The following is a 17133-nucleotide window of genomic DNA, read 5'->3' on the forward strand; positions in this document are numbered from 1 at the left end:
GAAGTATTACGGGTTGCCTTTGTGCCATCCAGCGTGTTGATTGACGGTCAACTGCTCAGCCAACGCACGGACTTGGCGCAGCCGGGCTGGACTTTCGATCCGGTAACTGGCGTGATGCGCGTACAGCATGACAACGGAACGTCCGTGAAAATTAACGCGGCTAATACCAATGAGAGTAACGATCTTTTTGGCACCAGGTGGAGCACCAACAGCAAGACAAAAATGACTGTCAGCCGGCTCGGCTCCAGGTCAGGCGCGAACGATTCGACCATGCTATTCAATGACGATGGAACCTTTACGCTTACCGAAGTGGAATCGCCACAAACTTATGTTTATACCGGTCATTGGAAGCTTATCAATGGAAAGAAGCTATTTTTAGATTTGGATGACGCGGGCCAGTCAGAATTTATGCGCATGTGGACGAACCAGCTTAAGGAAATGGCAACTGAAAAAGGCATATCTATTGACGGCATCAACTTCTCTGACATACGCTTTACCCTATCTCAACCCAAAATACCCAAGAACAAGCTCGTGCCCGGAAAAGTTACCATCACGGCCAAAGGCCGGGTCAGTGCCTCAGCGAATGGTCAAGATATCATGCGAAGGTTCACATACAAAAATAGGGTGACCTTTTTGAACCAACTTTAAGGGGGTTCTTTGCCCCATTGAATCTAAAAAAGTGAGTTATAAACACTTGCAAGCCCAGGTATCAAAAATGGGGACGTTTTTTTACTTTTCCATCGTTTTGATAAAAGCATTGGCTTCATTAATGGACTTTTCCATGGCAGCAATCAGGTTTTAAACATCAGTTTTTATTGAACCTAATTCGGTTTTCAGAGGGGCAATGGCTTGGGCATTGAGATTATACTTCATAAACATCATCCAAGACTGGTAGCGTGGGCGCACGCTTTATGCCCACGCGGAACGGTTTTTTACAATGCTAATGGTGGGCAGAAAAGCGCTGCCACCCGCCCCACACCACTCGACATGCGGGTCCGCACCGGGCGGTTCATCAGATACAATGAGACTTGCGAATGAAGGATATTGTTTTTCTTGAAATCACCCTTTAGAACAGGCTTCGTTTTTTGGCCCGCCGCATCGCTCCGTTTTATAGCGGCACTATCATTTTGATTACTCAAGTTTATTGGCTATTGCGATAAAGCAAGCCCTGGCGGCGCAGCCATTTTTCGATTTCTACGATCAGAAATACCACCGAAGACAGCGTCAGACAGAACAGCAACTCGTTCAGGCTCAAGGCCTCGGTTTTGAAGATGGGCTGCAAGGCGGGCACATACAACACCGCCATTTGCAGGACGAATGTCAGCATCACCGCGCCAAAAAGCGGCATGTTGGACAATATGCCTTGCCGAAACAGAGAGTCCCATTCCGAGCGAACCGCCAGCACGTGCCCCATCTGAGACAGGGACAGCACTGTGAAGACCATGCTCTGCCAGTGCGCGGAGCCGGTAAAGTAGGCCCAACCTTGGGAAAACAGGGAGACTCCTGCCATCAGCAGACCGATCCATAGAATGTGCTGCCACATCCCTTGCGCGAAAATGCTTTGCTGGGGAGGGCGCGGCGGCCGTTGCATGATGCCCTGTTCTTCCGGTTCCACCGCCAGGGCCAATCCCGGCAAGCCGTCGGTCACCAGGTTAATCCAGAGGATATGAATCGGCAGCAAGGGAATCGGCAGGCCGAGAAAAGGCGCCAGAAACAACGTCCAGATTTCCGCCGAATTGCAGGTCATGGTGTATTTGATGAATTTGCGAATATTATCGAAGATACGCCGTCCTTCGCGGACCGCCGTCACGATGGTGGCGAAATTGTCATCCATCAGGACCATGTGCGAGGCTTCCCTCGCCACGTCGGTGCCGATTTTTCCCATCGATATTCCGATATTGGCGGTGCCCAGTGCAGGCGCGTCATTTACTCCGTCTCCGGTCATCGCTACGAATTCGCCCCTGTCCTGAAGCGTCCGGACGATCTTGATCTTTTGTTCCGGTGCCACGCGTGCGTAGACGCGGACCGACTCCACTCGCCGTTCGAATTCCTCCTGGCTCATATTGGCCAGATCCCGCCCGGTCAACACCTCGGAGTCATCCTCTGCGATGCCGAGCCGAAGGGCAATGGCTTTTGCCGTGGCAGGATGATCGCCGGTAATCATGACCGGCACTATGCCTGCACTGCGGCATAGTTCCACCGCCTCCTGGGCTTCGGGACGCGGCGGATCTATCAAGCCGACCAGACCAAGAAAGCACAATCGGCTTTCCAGCGAACCGATGGCGTGGGGGGCGGGCCTCTCGGCCAGGCGTCGACAGGCCAGAGCCAGAACTCTGAGTCCCTGTGCGGCCATTTGTTCGGCCACAGCCATGATGTTTTCCACGGGTAAGGGCTGTGGGCCGTCAACGCCCCATCGTTCGACGCAGCAAGGAAGCAGGTTTTCCGGCGCCCCTTTGGTATACACGACAAAGCCGCCGTCGTCCCGGTGCAGGGTAGACATTAATTTGCGTTCGGAGTCGAAGGGGATTTCATCCAGGCGCGGCATGGTCTTGACTAATTTCGCGCCGTCATAGCCCACGCGGACGGCGGCTTCGTACAAGGCCACTTCGGTGGGATCACCCACCATGATGCCGCGCTCGTCGCGGCGGGCATCGTTGTTCAGGGCCAGCGCGCGGAGCAGGGGAGGCGGAAAATCCTGAGCGATGCCTTCCCGCATGCGTTCACCGACATAAAAGGATTCAGCCTGCATCCGGTTTTGGGTCAGGGTGCCTGTTTTGTCCGAGCAGATAAAGGTAACCGATCCGAGAGTTTCCACCGCGGTCAGGCGCCGTATCAGTGTGTTTTTTTGCACCAGACGCCGAGCGCCTAGGGCTAGGGACACCGTCGCCACTGCGGGCAGAGCCTCCGGGATGGCTGCCACTGCCAGACTGATGGCGGTCATAAACATCAGCACCAGATGCTCGCCGCGCAAGAGGCCGACCGCAAAAATGATCGCGCAGATAGTCAGCACCAAAAGTGCCAGGCGCTTGCCGAATTCGGCAAGACGCTGTTGCAACGGCGTTTTGATGTCCTGATCCTGGCTAAGCAGCTTCGCGATTTTGCCCAGCTCCGTATCCATGCCGGTCGCGATGATCATACCCAGCCCGCGGCCATAGGTCGCGACGGTCCCCTTGTAAGCCATATTGCGCCGGTCGCCGAGAGGAGATTCCACTTCCCGCAGCAAGGCGCCGCTTTTTTCGACCGGTTGGGACTCGCCGGTCAGCGCCGCTTCCTCAACCTTGAGCCGAGCTACGTCGAGCAATCTGAGGTCGGCGGGCACGACGTTGCCCGCTTCCAGCAGCACCAAATCGCCCGGGACCAGTTCACGCGCCGCCACGGTCTGAATGTTTCCATCGCGCAACACTTGCGTCGTCGGGCTGGAGAGTCGCTTGAGTGCGGCTACAGCGCGTTCCGCGCGAAATTCCTGAACAAAGCCGATAATCCCATTCAACACGACGATCACGACGATCGCGATCGTATCGGTCAATTCGCCGACCACGCCGGATACGATGCCTGCCAGAATCAGCACGATAATCATAAAGTCGGTGAATTGCCCAATCAACATGCGCACCGGTCCGCGCCGGCGTTGCTCCTTGATCACATTCGGTCCGAAATCCTCGAGCCGTTGCCGCGACTCCTCGTGGTCCAAGCCTTTTTCAGGGTCGACCTTTAGCCACGCAACGGCCTGCCACGGTTCGAGAAGATGCCATGGCGTGGCGAAGCGCTTGTCTTTGTGGGTTTTTTCTTGCTTTGTCATGGCTTGTATTTGGCTGACGAATGAAGCCCGTCGTTCGCTATCGATGAGTTTCGCACCTCAGCTTATACTATCGTATAACGCAGTTGAAAGATGGTGAAAGTCTAATAATTTAACTGTGTTGCTATTCGTAGAGTACCGAAAGCGCGTTTTTTTAATTACCTTTCAGGTTTTACAAGCGGCAAGATACGGTCAATGATTTCATCATACTTGTCCAAATGGGGGAACGATTTGGGAAAACCGAAAGGAAGGTTATCCAAATCATGCCCAACTTCATCGGCATGATCGGCCAGCCACTCACGGCCGATTTGCTCGCCATATATCGCTGATGACAGCGGCACCACGCCGTCGTTCTTTCTATCCGTTTCCGTTTTTCCGGTATTATGAATATATTGGTAAGCAGCCCAAAAAGGTATACTTGTTCTGAAGAGTCTGTCTTCTCTGCCGATGCCGGCAGTCCAGAAATAATGTACATCAGGGTTATCCTGATAGACGTTATTGAAATCCTGCAAAACTGCGGCGGTTAAATCACGCAGACCTTCCGTCGACTGGCCGAAAAAATCAAGAAATTTCTGGAATGTTAATTCTCCAAACGCGACACAAGGAGATGAACTGCTGCCGTCGACCAAAGGATAGAGCAAATCAGCTATCGGGGAGCCCCGGTGTGGCGTACCGACTGTGATGAGCGATGTGATGAATTCGCCGATATTGTCGGGGTTATTGGGCGACAGAATATAGCGGCTATCAAGCCCGCCCATGCTGTGGGCGATAATATGCGTTTGCTGAGGTGGATTTTGCGCTTGCGAGTTCGCATTATTAGCAAGGAAATCAAGAATCTGTTTGCGCAGCGACTTGCCGCGGTCTTCTATACTGCCGGTTGGGCTGACATCGGTCACCAATACATTCGCGTTATACTTCGTTTGCAGGTGCTCCCTCACGCCGTTGAAATAATTTACGGGGCCAATTTTATTGAACCCAAGAATACCGTGCGCTAAGACGATGTTCATAGCCCCTCCTCTCTATTTTAATTACGATTACAGGCTGTCTGACGGAACCAAAATCGGCTTCTGCATGATAATCCTTTATTCGGAGCAATTCCAATCCAATCAATTTAACCGCAGGGGACATGAATTGTGTCGGTAAGCGCCTAACGAAAAGTCAACGAAGGAGTATAGGAGGCGTGACGATGGTGGATCGTCGTACGACGTCCCTCGCGTAGCCGTAGAGGCCGGGTGTTTTGACGAAATTGGAGCGGAAGCGGAGTCAAAATACAAGTCCATCCGTACGGCGTCATGGCATTTTGAAAGGAGGCAGCGTGTCGTGTCATTCCAAGAAAACAGAATTCAACTATCGGGAATGATGAAATGGATGGGTGTCTCTACAAATATCGTCACGTCGTTGAAAATCTGTTTGCGTAGCTAAAAGCATTTACGCGACTATTGATATTGCGAGCTACCTAGCCGATGGAGCGCCAATAGGTCTCTTGAAAGTAAATTCGGCCGGTGTAAGCACTAAGTCATCGGCAAGCTCCAAAATACTGTCGTGCGGAGGAAATAGCCCGGCTAGGACCGCCATTGGCGACAGGACGACAAAAGCGCCGGCTCCCAATACAGTGCCTAAGAAACCCGCTGGCCTATAAAGGCTAACATCAACTACTTTATCCAGCGTGGTAATTTCTTCGGACTGCGCTGGCGACGCGCAGGCAAGCAGCATGCAAATTAAAATGTTTTTGGTCATAACCCCGGGCCTCTATCTTTTAGCGTTTATTGGCTTTGCTATATATCAATGATGCGCAATTCTACCTAGAAACAGGGGAGATTGATACATCGCCCCAACAAACACCAATCAAAATGCCCCATGGTTAGCGGCTTTTGTTGATTAAAGTCAATTGAATGATACGGGCTTCGACTTGCCGACAATATAGAGAAATAGAGTTAGCGATTTGCTTTTATCGCTACCAGGCAATTTTAACGCCCCTCACTCGGCTCCTCCTGCATCGCGCAAGAGTAGCATTGCCTCATAGCAAGTATAAAAAGCTGGGCTAAGCCGCATCCTTGCGCATTAATCGACTGATTTGGCGCCGGTTGACGGCTCTCTTCGCTGTCTTTTAAAGGAAACTTAGCCTAAAGTCCAATAGCCGCGAGTTGAGATTCTCGGTAGATTAAAGGCCGTTAATCTTAAGAGAACTTGATGCGGGGCGATCGATAAGGCATGAAGCAAATAGCGGCAAGAGCATCGCCAAACGTCGGAGGCCTTCCCGCAAGGCTGCAAAATCGGACTGGATGCCTATTGCAAGGATGTCGCACCGGGCGAAGGACGTATTCTCGCGCATTTATGCCTATGGCGACAAAATTTCCGGGTGCTGCGATATGCATTGTACGATTCGGCGGCGCTTGCATACACGGTTAACGCGTGTGGCGACGATCTTGAGAAATACTGCTTCTCGGTTGAAACCGGGGACGGGTGGCCGTTGGTCTGCCTGGAGCAAAATGATAAAAACGTCAGCGGACGCTGCAGCCAGGCACTACAGAATGTTCAATTGAAAAAAAATTGAGGAAAATAAATCATGTTAAATAAAAATCGGTTGGCTATTTTATTAATAAGTTTACTGGTTCTTGTCGGCTGTCAAACCAGCGGGGGTTCAAGAATCTCGGGTTCCGCCGCAGAGATCGACCGTGATGTCGATTATGCGTTGCAGGATCTCTACGCGAGTAATCCCGCCGCCAAAATGTTGGCAAGGAAAGCGAAAGGCATTCTGGTGTTTCCGACCATCGTCAAAGCCGGCTTCATGGTGGGCGCGCAATACGGCCGCGGCGGCGCTTTGCGGGTAAGGGGGCGAACCGCTGGCTACTACAACAGCGTCGCGGCTTCCTATGGTTTGCAAGCCGGCGTACAGTCCTTCGGATACGCGCTTTTTTTCATGAACGCTGCCGCATTGGATTATCTCAACCGTAGCGAAGGATGGGAAATCGGCGTTGGTCCAAGCATTGTCGTCGTCGATGCGGGCGTCGCTAAAACGTTAACTACCACGACTGCGAAAGACAATGTTTATGCATTTATCTTTGGCCAGAAAGGATTAATGGCGGGACTGGGTCTGCAGGGTTCCAAAATTACCCGCATTTATCCGGAGTAGGCAAATCGGCATAGAGCGCAAATTGGGCTTCCGACGATACGCGGTTATTCCGCGGGTTATGACTGATTCAGCTTCTCGGGCAGAGGAACTGTAAATTAGGCTCGCTTCCGGTCAGGAGGACGAGCCAAGCGAATTCGTAACAAAACTTATGCATTTTGTTAAATGAACACGAGGGAGATTTAAAGGCTGTTTTAAGATTCCAAGTCCACGCTATAACGTCTTAAAAATTTACAATCGCTTTATATGAGGTATCATCATGAAAACACATTTAAAACAGATAAAAAGCATTTCTACTTGCTTGATGGCGGCTTTGTCCTTATCGGTTTTTGCGCAAAGCCCAATGGTTTATCCGGCGCAGGGGCAAACGCAGGACCAGATGTCTAAAGACCGTTATGAATGTCACACGTGGGCAGTCCAGCAGAGTGGATTCGACCCGAGCAGCGGCGCAGCCGCTTCGCAACCCAGCACTCAACAAGGCGGTGTTGGCAAGGAGGCGCTGAGAGGTGGATTTCGTGGCGCCGCTGCGGGAGCTGCAATCGGCGCGATTGCGGGCGATGCGGGTAAGGGAGCGGCAATCGGGGCGACCGCAGGCGGCTTGAAACGAGGCTTCGGCCAAATCGATGCGAATAGGGCTGGCTCGTCCGCTGCATCGAGTGATGCCGCGAACAATTATAATCGTGCTTTGGGCGCGTGCCTGACCGGCCGCGGCTATTCCGTGCAATAAATTAATCAACGCTGGGGAGGCTGTGGGCATGCAAGACTTATCGGGCGAGATCAGTCTCGCGCGCATCGATGCCTCCATCGTGGTCATTCGCCTGAGCGGCGACTGGATTCGGGGTGCCAAGATCAAGCCGGTAGAGCGCGTGCTCGCCGATCTCGCCGATGCACGGCCGTTCAGCCGATTATGCCTGCATGCGAGCGATCTCGGCAAATGGGACAGCCGCTTGCCGACCTATCTGCTCAAAATCCTCGATGATTGCCAGATTAACGAAATCGAGGTCGATGTGTCCGCCCTGCCGGCAGGCGTGCAAGGCCTGCTCAAACTGGCGCGGGCGGTGCCGGAACGCGCCGACGTCCGCCGGACCGCGCAGCCGACGCCGGTGCTGGCAAAAATCGGCAAGGCGGTATTAAACGGACTGGCGGACGCGAAGGGACTGATCTCCTTTATCGGCGAAATCCTGCTGGCGGGTTGCGCGATGATGCGGGGCAGGGCGCGGTTTCGAACCGGCGATCTGTTTTTGTGCATACAAGAGGCGGGACCCGGTGCGCTGGCGATCGTGACACTGATCAGTCTGCTGGTCGGGCTGATCCTGGCCTTTGTCGGCGCGGTGCAGCTGGCGATGTTCGGCGCGCAGATCTTTATCGCCGATCTGGTCGGCTTAGGCACGGTGCGCGAGATGGGCGCGCTGATGACAGCGGTGATCATGTCCGGCCGCACCGGCGCGGCTTATGCCGCGCAATTGGGCACGATGAATGTGAACAGTGAGATCGACGCGCTAAAAACCATGGGCATCTCGCCGATGGAATTTCTGGTGCTGCCGAGAATGCTGGCGCTAATCCTGATGCTGCCCTTGCTTTGTCTCTATGCCGACTTGATGGGCATCATAGGTGGAGCGACGGTCACGGTCAGCGCTTTCGACGTATCCCTGATCCAGTATATCAACGAATCGCGCAAGGCGGTGCATCTCACCGATTTCGGCATCGGTTTGTTTAAAAGCCTGGTGTTTGCCGTGCTCATCGCGACGGCCGGCTGCATGCGCGGAATGCAGTGTGGACGCAGCGCCTCGGCGGTCGGCGATGCCGCAACCGCCGCGGTCGTTAACAGCATTGTCTACATTGTGGTTGCCGACTCGGTGATTACCTTGATCTGCAATCGGCTCGGCATTTGATGACTGCCAGGAAGGAAGCATGATCACGCCACACATCACGGTTACCGACTTGACCATGGCGTACGGCGATTTTCTGATTCAACGCGATCTGAATTTCACGATTGACCGTGGCGACGTATTCATCATCATGGGTGGCAGCGGCTGCGGCAAAAGCACTCTGCTCAGGCACCTGATCGGCCTGCAGCGGCCCGCCAGGGGCGATGTCTTTTATAAACAACAAAGTTTCTGGCATGCCGATGAGAAGGAACGGGTCAAGATGATGCGTCGTATCGGCGTTTTATATCAAAGCGGTGCCCTGTTCAGTTCGCTGACCTTGGCCGAAAATATGGCCTTGCCGCTCGGCGAGTTTACCGATTTCAGCCGTGGCGAAATCGCCGACATCGCTTCGTACAAGCTCGCGCTGGTGGGTTTGGCCGGTTTCGAGGATTATTATCCTTCCGAAATTAGCGGCGGCATGCAAAAACGCGCAGGTCTGGCGCGGGCGATGGCGCTCGATCCTGAAATCCTGTTTTTCGATGAACCCTCGGCCGGCCTTGATCCGGTTAGCGCCCGGCTTTTGGATGATCTGATCATCAGTCTGCGCGATACGCTAGGTACGACGATAGTTGTGGTGACTCACGAATTGGCCAGCATCTTTGCAATCGGCAACAATTCGGTGTTTCTTGATTCGGAGTCCAAGACGATGCTGGCGACCGGTTCGCCCAAAAAGCTTTTGGCTGAGTCCACCGATTACAAAATTATTCAGTTCTTAACTCGAGGCGAAGGTCATGCGTAAAGCCAGCCGGAAAGGGAGCAATGATTCTTATGAGTAAGCCCATAAATCCTACGGCGATAGGAGCCTTCACCGTTGGCGCTTTGGCGCTGCTGATTACCGGCGTGCTGATGTTCGGCGGCGGACAATTTTTAAATACCGATAAAGCCCGGTTTGTGGTTTATTTCGATACGTCGTTGAATGGCCTGGACATCGGTGCGCCGGTCAAAATGCAGGGCGTCAAGATTGGAGAAGTGACCGAAATTTCGATACAGCTCGATCCCAAAACCATCAAGGCTTACAAACCGGTCGTGGTCGAGATCGATCGCAATTCTTTAACCGGTGTAGGGGGAATTAAATTTCCGACAGCGATGACGCATGCACAGCAGGTGACGAATCGCGACAATCTGGTAAAAGCAGGGTTTCGAGCCCGTCTGGAGACGCAAAGCCTGTTGACCGGCCTGCTGTACGTCGATATTGATGTGCATCGCGACAAGCCACCTGTATTTGTGAATCTGGATTATAAAGGGCTGGTGGAGTTTCCTGGCATCCCGAAAACCACGGACGAACTACGTAATACAGCTGAAGAGGTAGCGAAGAAATTGCGTGCTTTGCCGCTTGATCAGATCATCCAGGATTTCGCTGAAAGCCTGAAGGAAATCAAAGCCATCTTAGCCTCGGATGACGTGAAGAAATCGAGGGAGGCTCTGGCCAAAACCCTGGAGGGGATGGACAAAACGGTTAGCACGTTGAACCGGAATCTAGAGCCGATGCTGAAGGATACGAACAAGACCATTCAGAATACCAACTTATTGATGGAGGATTCGAGGGCGATGGTTCGGGATGTGCATCAGGACATTAAGCCTATTCTGGCTTCTGCCGACAAGACCTTAGCGGCGGCGACGGCCGCCCTAAACAGGGCGGAGCAGTCGATGGCGAACGTAAGCGATGCGATCGGACCTGAATCGGCTTTAAATGAAACGCTGGCCTCGCTAAAGGATGCCTCACGCTCGATCAAAGAGTTGACCGATTATTTGGAACGCCACCCGGAGTCTTTGATTTCCGGCAAGGATAACTAGAGGGTGTTGATTATGCATGCAAACCGGCATATTTATTTTTTGTTGTTATCCAGTTGGCTTCTGTCACTGACCGGATGTATCGGAGGAAAGACGCCGCCATCGCAATTCTATCTTCTCGAACCGATCAACACCAGCGCCGGCAGCGTGTCCGCTGTAGCTGCAAAGCCCTTGATTGCGCTTGGGCCGGTTAAAATTCCCCCTTACGTCGATCGGCCGCAAATTGTGACTGCATCCGCCAAGAATGCCTATCGATTGAGCGAGATCAATCGTTGGGCCGAGTCTTTAGACGACAATATCAGCCGCGTGCTGGCGCAGAATCTTATGCTCCTGGCGCCGGTTGATACCGTGCTCGTGAATGCCTCTAACCGTGCCAGACAGGCGCAGCTACGGGTGGCTGTGAATATTCTGGAATTCCATGTGAATCCCGAAGGTCAGGCCGGTTTGACCGTGCAATGGCAGATCTTTAGGGGTGAAGAATTGCAATTGAACCGGCAAGTCTCTTACCATACGCCCGCATCGACGACCGACTATAGTATAATGGTGGCTGCGCTGAATGACTGCTTGAATCGGATGAGCCGCGAATTGGCGGCATCGCTCCTGCAGGTACTGGAAAATGGAAAATAACCAACAAGAAAAATATATGAAGGAAACGGTTCAGGGTTCGCAACACCCGTATCGGATTATCGATCGTGAGCGTATGTATACGTTGAGTCGTGCGTATCGACTGATGGATGTTTTGGCGGCTGCAATCGCCAGTTACGGGTTGTCTGCAAATAGCACGATTATATTGTCATTGGCGCCATGATTTTCGCGACGATCGCTGGGCCAGTTGAGTATATTGTGCTGTTCTCCCTGTCGCCTGTCCCAAAGCTGTTAGGCTATTTCGGAAGGGGAGAAAAACAGTGCCTAGATCAGTAATTGTCGCTTTTGTCCCGTTGGCGGTCTTGCTGGCGGCTTCCGCGATCGCCTGCATCGCGGGTTACTTTATTATGCTGGGCTTGGGCGACGTGTTGCCTTTCCGTAAAGTCATCTCGAAAACGACTCAGCTGTTGCTAGTGCTCGGTATCTTGCCGGCGATGGCCTGGCTTAAATTAAACAGTCAAGATCTGGGCTTTGTCGCCAAGAAACTGTTTTTCAAGCAGGTGCTGCAAGGATTTGCACTCGGTTTGCTGACGTTGTCGCCTGTATTCATCATCGAGTATGGGATCGGCATTCATGTTCTCGATCCATCGAAACACTGGACTCTGGGTATCGCGGCTCAAAAAATCGGCTCCTCCCTGGGATTGGCTTTATTGATTTCAATGATCGAAGAACCTTTGTTCCGGGGCCTGTTGTTCGCTGGTTTAAAAAGAAAACTGCCGGTCGTGGCGGCAGTATTAATCAGTTCCAGCTATTACGCGGCACTGCATTTTTTAAAAAGCCAATCCGAAATTCCCTTGCAGGAACTGAATGTATTGAGCGGTTTCACACTGTTGAGGGAAGCCTTTGGCAACTTGCTGAACCCCATCAACTATTCGGCTTTTTTCGCCTTGTTGATGGTCGGTATTTTCTTATGCCTGCTCAGGATCCGACCCAATGCCAGTTTGGGTATCTGCATCGGCTGCCATACGGCCTGGGTGTGGCAAATCAAAATGGTCAAAAACCTGTTCTACTTCAATTATCAATCGGATTATCTGTATTGGGTCAGTTCTTACGACGGCGTCATCGGGCCCTTGGTGGCCGTATGGCTCATGCTGACCATGATCGGCTATTTTGCATACAGAAAATTCAATGAACCTAAATGCAGTAAACAGTAAATAATGTATAAGTGCTTCGCGAGAAGTTCGTTTGCAACCTGTGAATAGCAAATCAATGACTTAGAGAGCTCAAGAAATGCCAATGAACTTGTTGCTATTCACTTATTTTCGATTCGATCCCCAATAGTTGAAAACCTCTTGTCCGAGATGCGTAAAAGGCTTAACCTAAGCAATAGAGTTGTTCTTTAAGCGGAAGCTAAGTGCTCCCTGCTGCACACAGCGAAGGTAGCCAACCATCGCTGGTGTTACAATATCAGGGTGGATGAACGCTCTATCGTTAAGCCAACACATAGACGAGACGATTATGACCGATGAGAATCGCTTCAGATAACCTAACCTAACCTAATATTAAACGATGTCCGATCTATTCAATCTATGGGGGAACTTCCTCTTTCATACGAGGAATGTGCTGTTTCCTGTTCTTATCGCCGCGCTTCTGTTTGTTTATCCGCCCGTCAAAATGGGCATGGTGCCTGGAGACTATTTTCTCGCGCTGGGTTTGTTAATGGTAACGACTGGTCAGGCTTTACGGATATTGACCATCGGTCTTGCCTATATTGTCCGCGGCGGTAGGCATAGACGAATTTATGCTGAAAATCTCGTGACCGATGGCGTTTTTGCGCATTGCAGAAATCCGCTTTATGTGGGGAATATTCTGATTGTTATCGGTTTTATGTTCATCTCCGGCAATACAACCGGCATCCTTTTGGGTTCAGTGGGTTTCCTGACGATTTACCGGCTGATCGTTTTCAGTGAAGAACGATTTTTAACTGAAAAATTTGGTCAGGCCTATATCGACTTTTGCGCCGATGTACCGCGCTGGCTGCCCCGGGTCGAAGGATTGCGCGAAACAATCGACAGTTATCGGTTTGACTGGCCGGCGGTCGCGGTCAAAGAATACGGTACTCTGTTTACATCGCTGATGATTTCGCTGGGTTTGATAAGCTGGAAATTAAATCTTGCGGGCAGTCTGGCTCAAAATAAAATACCGATTATTGCGGCGACGGTATTGATCGTTGCCGCCTATGCGGTCGTGCGTTTTCTGAAGAAAACCGAACGTCTTAAATCGATGAGATAACTCGACAAATCAATAACAATATGGCAAAGAGCAAGTCAATGACTCAGGAAGACCGTATCTTTCAACAAATCAATCGAACTGAAGATTTTACCTTTGATGAACGCGTTGCAACCGTGTTTGACAACATGGTTTCTAGGAGCGTGCCTTTTTACAGTGAAGTTCAACGCTTACAATCAGACCTTATCATGGAGTTTTTACCGGAACAGGACGGCCTCGTTTGTGATTTAGGCTGTTCAACGGGAACGACCATCGAACACATCATCAAACATCCCAAATGCCCTCAAACGGCAATGTTTGTAGGCTTCGATAATTCCGAGCCCATGCTGGAAAAAGCGCGTGCCAAATTAGCGGCCGTCCAGGCGGAAGACAGAGTATTGCTGCAGATCGCTGATTTGAGCGATCTGCCTCCGTTGCCGGCCTGTAATGTAGTGATTCTAAACTGGACCTTGCAGTTCGTGCGCCCGATTGACCGGGAGCATTTGCTTGGAAACATATATACCGCGCTCAGACCCGGTGGCGTACTGTTTTTATCGGAAAAGATTTTAAGCAGCGACGCCGCCTTGAATCGTCTTTATATCGAGCATTATCTGCAATTTAAAAAGTCGCAAAGCGGCTATACCGACGCCGAAAACCAGCGTAAACGGGAAGCACTGGAAAATGTGCTGATTCCTTACCGGCTTGATGAAAATTACGTTTTGCTGGAGCGGGCCGGCTTTAAGCGTATCGACACCTACTTTCGCTGGCTTAACTTCGCCTGCCTGATTGCCATCAAATAAATCCGGCTGATTTACCATGATATAAGGTTTTTGTTTATTTTTGTCGCCGTTCTTTTGGCAATGGCTCGCATCGATTCTTGGAGCGAGGGCACGACAACTCGGTAATATCGCGTGATATAGGGCCTGCAAATCCGCGCCGCGTACGATGCGCACGGACGCTCCAATCGGCATTCTGCGCGTCTCCCGCCAAAGGCTTACCCCAGCGTCTGGCGGACAAATTCGGCGCCGGCCGCCGGAGGGGATGTAATAGCGATACGATCGATTTGCTACCGAAGCCAGGCATTCTTTCTCACGATTTATTACCGTTTGGATATTCAATAGGCGCAAGAAAGTTCAAAGTGATCATTCGGCTTACAGATTCTCATAGTGGTTCATATCCAGAAGGCCCGCTTGTAAGCCGCGGTATTTTTTATGCTGTTCGTTAAACCAATCCGCTTGTTGCCAGATTTCAGAGTTGGTTCGGCGTATGCCGAATTGGCTGTAGAGGGGTTCCAAATCGGTTTCGCTCCTGGCGCTTCGAATCATATTGATAAACTCGCTCAACCGGTTTTTTTCCACACTAAAGAAAAAATTCGGATAGCTGCCGACGAAACCGGGTACGATCGTAATCTTGTCGTTTTCAGGTAGCCTGCGGGAACCCAGGGACACCATTTTCGATATATTGCTGTACGCCTTATCGATTAACAGGGTGTAGACCAAGTCTCCTTCTGGATCACCGGTTTTTACCCGGAGCAGGGACATTTCGGGTAATGCGCCCAATTCAAGCCCTTGCAATTTTGCTAGATGGCGCATCTCGCGATCGACTTGCTGCTGAATGGGCGTCGTATCGGCTCTGATGCAAGTCTCTTGTCGGCACCGATTAATGCTATCGACAGGGCCCGCCGCCTTGCCCAGCCGTTGCCTGACCTGATCAAAGAATTCGTTTTTATAATCCGTAGTTTGGTATTTAACCAGACTTTCATGGCCGATACTGAATAAGGCATCAGCCGTTCTGAAACCCTTGAAACCCCTGTACCAGCTGTCATAAATTGCCTGCCGCTGTTTCTCTGGCATGAAGCGCAGGAAGTTATCTTCTCCATCCTGGCGCAAAATGTCCATATAGGTCCGGCTTGCGATCTGATGTCCGGCCGTACCGTAAACATTAAAACCGGCAACCAACAAATAATGAAGCCGTTCAAAGATCGGATAATCAAGCACCCAGGCCGTCATAGGGGTATCGCCAATCAGGCCTTTCGTAACTGTTGCGCTGTCGAAATGCCTAAAAATCGTTAGCGCCGCATTTTGATTTTCACCGTCTCCGTCCCAGATATTGGCTAGACCAAAACCTTGATCCCTGGTGAGCATCAGATCAATAAATTGATCTTTCTTTTTAAGGAATTGCTTACCGAAATCATCAAACTTGGTCCATCCCATCAGGCCGATTTGATCGCCTTCTTCTCCAGGCAGCCCCAGAATCTGGTTGTTTTCGGCCAGCGCTTTGGCCACTTTGTTAGGGTAAAACTGACCCGGTTGAGTAAAAACCACCCAGAACTGATCCCGGATGCTTTCGGTTGCAATTTCGCCGCGGCATACCGGGCCCTTGATGAATCCGGTCACAAAATATTCGGCATCATCGAGCAGGAATCGATATTTGGATGCCAGGGGAAGTTCGATGAATGCCTTGAATGGATTCGCGGCGACTTCGGGTTGATAGGAGGGTAATGCAGTGACTTGATAGTCCGGTTTGAAGAACAGTTCATCATAACGCCGCATCTTCTGATCGCTTAATTCGTAGACGAAATGAATCTTGTCCACGATCGTTTCGGTAACCGGCCGTAAACGGTAATAAAAATCGCCCTTGCCCGGATCATCGTATGGCCGTACCGTATTAATTTCTCCAAGGGGTTGGCCGGGTGCCGTTTTCGAGCGGACCAAGCGAAAGAGTTCATGCTCGGGATGCCCCTGGAAATGAAGGTGGCCGATAAACAGATGTTCATAAATATAACGGGAAACGAGTTTCTGTTTGAGGGTAGGGCCGTTGAAAAAGCTCTCCCATTTTGCAATCGCCGCAATCGACGGGCCCGATAAAGGAGGAAGCGGCTCGACTTTTGCCCCCTCCTGCAACCATCGCATCAGGGTATCCTCTTCTTTCTGAGACAGGCCCGGCATCGCATAAGGCATGCCCCATTTAGGATGCTGGTGCCGGTATTTGGGAAATTCTTCTACCGTAGGGCATTGTAAATCGCGGCTAGATTCAAGATCGAAATCCTCATCCAATTTTCCTGATGTAGGCAGCGGATTTTGGCGTTTTAATTCAATTAATTTGGCTAAAACCGAATTATCCAGGTTGGCGGCTGTTGAATCGCCGCGTTCATTTAACACCGGATAAAAATCTTTTTGTCTCCAGCCCGCCGTATCCGAGGCATCGATAAAGAGGCGGGTGGGAGAGGCTGCTTTGAGTCGGGCAAAATCATAGATTTTTTGTTTGGTGGCGCCCCGGTCAATCCCCTCGATAGAACCAAGCTTCAACTGGCAAGGCGCATCATAACAGCCGTGGCAAACGACGCAGCGCGAATCCAGTATCGGCTTGACGTCTTTGTGAAATGAGACTTTGTTTTGCCGCTGATTCAGGACCGCTTCCTCCTGGGTGAGCAGCCGTTGTTTGAGTTCGGCAGGGCCATATAAGGCTTCATAATTTTTAGATTGATAAACCAGGGTCGCACAGCCGGTAATAACAAGAAAAACAAGTAGGATTATGGGATGTTTCATCATTTTTGCCCGCTGATTTTTAAGTTTGGCAAACTATATTATCCCGTCGCCAATTAGAACAGCGGTTTTTTATTTTCGGTCAAAATTTTG

16 protein-coding genes and 1 pseudogene are annotated in these 17133 nt (G+C 51.2%); 12 read left to right on the forward strand and 5 right to left on the reverse strand.

Annotated features, from left to right (window positions below; genetic code table 11):
* On the forward strand, window positions 1-648 hold a 648-nt coding region (locus tag U2W12_RS11860; protein ID WP_326500899.1), incomplete at its 5' end, for a hypothetical protein.
* 150 nt (window positions 649-798) lie between these two features.
* Here U2W12_RS11860 and U2W12_RS11865 read toward each other — a convergent pair.
* From U2W12_RS11865 to U2W12_RS11875, 3 genes are all read right to left on the reverse strand, one after another.
* Complete coding sequence (locus tag U2W12_RS11865) at window positions 799-882, reverse strand: DUF2959 family protein (RefSeq protein ID WP_326500999.1); 84 nt, start codon at window positions 880-882, stop codon at window positions 799-801.
* A gap of 259 nt (window positions 883-1141) precedes the next feature.
* Window positions 1142-3796 (reverse strand): cation-translocating P-type ATPase, encoded by a 2655-nt coding sequence (locus U2W12_RS11870; protein WP_326500900.1) that lies wholly within the window; start codon window positions 3794-3796, stop codon window positions 1142-1144.
* A gap of 155 nt (window positions 3797-3951) precedes the next feature.
* On the reverse strand, window positions 3952-4800 hold the full coding sequence (locus tag U2W12_RS11875; protein ID WP_326500901.1) for a hypothetical protein: 849 nt from the start codon (window positions 4798-4800) through the stop codon (window positions 3952-3954).
* A 315-nt stretch (window positions 4801-5115) separates the two neighbouring features.
* On the opposite strand from U2W12_RS11875, the pseudogene U2W12_RS11880 reads away from it, so the two are divergent.
* A pseudogene (locus U2W12_RS11880) lies at window positions 5116-5208 on the forward strand (IS5/IS1182 family transposase); the annotation flags it as partial.
* A gap of 37 nt (window positions 5209-5245) precedes the next feature.
* On the opposite strand, the gene U2W12_RS11885 reads toward U2W12_RS11880, so the two are convergent.
* Window positions 5246-5530 carry a hypothetical protein gene (locus tag U2W12_RS11885; protein WP_326500902.1) on the reverse strand — a complete coding sequence of 95 codons (285 nt, stop codon included), beginning with the start codon at window positions 5528-5530 and terminating at the stop codon, window positions 5246-5248.
* A gap of 829 nt (window positions 5531-6359) precedes the next feature.
* On the opposite strand from U2W12_RS11885, the gene U2W12_RS11890 reads away from it, so the two are divergent.
* The 10 genes from U2W12_RS11890 (at window position 6360) to cmoA (ending at window position 14295) form a co-directional block, all read left to right on the forward strand.
* Window positions 6360-6926 carry a lipid-binding SYLF domain-containing protein gene (locus tag U2W12_RS11890; protein WP_326500903.1) on the forward strand — a complete coding sequence of 189 codons (567 nt, stop codon included), beginning with the start codon at window positions 6360-6362 and terminating at the stop codon, window positions 6924-6926.
* Between the two features lie 256 nt (window positions 6927-7182).
* Window positions 7183-7650: a glycine zipper family protein gene (locus U2W12_RS11895; RefSeq protein WP_326500904.1), complete on the forward strand. Its 468-nt coding sequence runs from the start codon at window positions 7183-7185 to the stop codon at window positions 7648-7650.
* A gap of 28 nt (window positions 7651-7678) precedes the next feature.
* Window positions 7679-8815, forward strand: coding sequence for an ABC transporter permease (locus U2W12_RS11900; RefSeq protein ID WP_326500905.1), 1137 nt, complete (start codon window positions 7679-7681; stop codon window positions 8813-8815).
* 19 nt (window positions 8816-8834) lie between these two features.
* Window positions 8835-9590 carry an ATP-binding cassette domain-containing protein gene (locus U2W12_RS11905; RefSeq protein WP_326500906.1) on the forward strand — a complete coding sequence of 252 codons (756 nt, stop codon included), beginning with the start codon at window positions 8835-8837 and terminating at the stop codon, window positions 9588-9590.
* 29 nt (window positions 9591-9619) lie between these two features.
* The gene (locus U2W12_RS11910; protein WP_326500907.1) at window positions 9620-10645 is read left to right on the forward strand and encodes an MlaD family protein; all 1026 of its coding nucleotides are present in this window, start codon (window positions 9620-9622) and stop codon (window positions 10643-10645) included.
* A 12-nt stretch (window positions 10646-10657) separates the two neighbouring features.
* Entirely contained in the window at window positions 10658-11269 is a 612-nt protein-coding gene (locus U2W12_RS11915; RefSeq protein ID WP_326500908.1) for a PqiC family protein, read from the forward strand.
* Window positions 11259-11450 carry a hypothetical protein gene (locus tag U2W12_RS11920; RefSeq protein ID WP_326500909.1) on the forward strand — a complete coding sequence of 64 codons (192 nt, stop codon included), beginning with the start codon at window positions 11259-11261 and terminating at the stop codon, window positions 11448-11450. Before U2W12_RS11915 ends, U2W12_RS11920 begins: the two co-directional genes overlap by 11 nt.
* A 97-nt stretch (window positions 11451-11547) precedes the next feature.
* Window positions 11548-12441 (forward strand): CPBP family intramembrane glutamic endopeptidase, encoded by an 894-nt coding sequence (locus U2W12_RS11925; RefSeq protein WP_326500910.1) that lies wholly within the window; start codon window positions 11548-11550, stop codon window positions 12439-12441.
* Between the two features lie 355 nt (window positions 12442-12796).
* The gene (locus U2W12_RS11930; protein ID WP_326500911.1) at window positions 12797-13519 is read left to right on the forward strand and encodes an isoprenylcysteine carboxylmethyltransferase family protein; all 723 of its coding nucleotides are present in this window, start codon (window positions 12797-12799) and stop codon (window positions 13517-13519) included.
* A gap of 38 nt (window positions 13520-13557) precedes the next feature.
* Window positions 13558-14295 (forward strand): carboxy-S-adenosyl-L-methionine synthase CmoA, encoded by a 738-nt coding sequence (cmoA, locus tag U2W12_RS11935; RefSeq protein WP_326500912.1) that lies wholly within the window; start codon window positions 13558-13560, stop codon window positions 14293-14295.
* A 351-nt stretch (window positions 14296-14646) separates the two neighbouring features.
* Here the strand turns inward: cmoA and U2W12_RS11940 are convergent, their stop codons facing one another.
* A complete protein-coding gene (locus U2W12_RS11940) occupies window positions 14647-17043 on the reverse strand; it encodes a fatty acid cis/trans isomerase (RefSeq protein WP_326500913.1) in 2397 nt (798 codons plus the stop codon).
* Window positions 17044-17133: the final 90 nt, after the last annotated feature.

This window comes from Methylomicrobium sp. Wu6, from assembly GCF_035916875.1.
In the GTDB taxonomy this organism is placed as follows: Bacteria; Pseudomonadota; Gammaproteobacteria; order Methylococcales; family Methylomonadaceae; genus Methylomicrobium.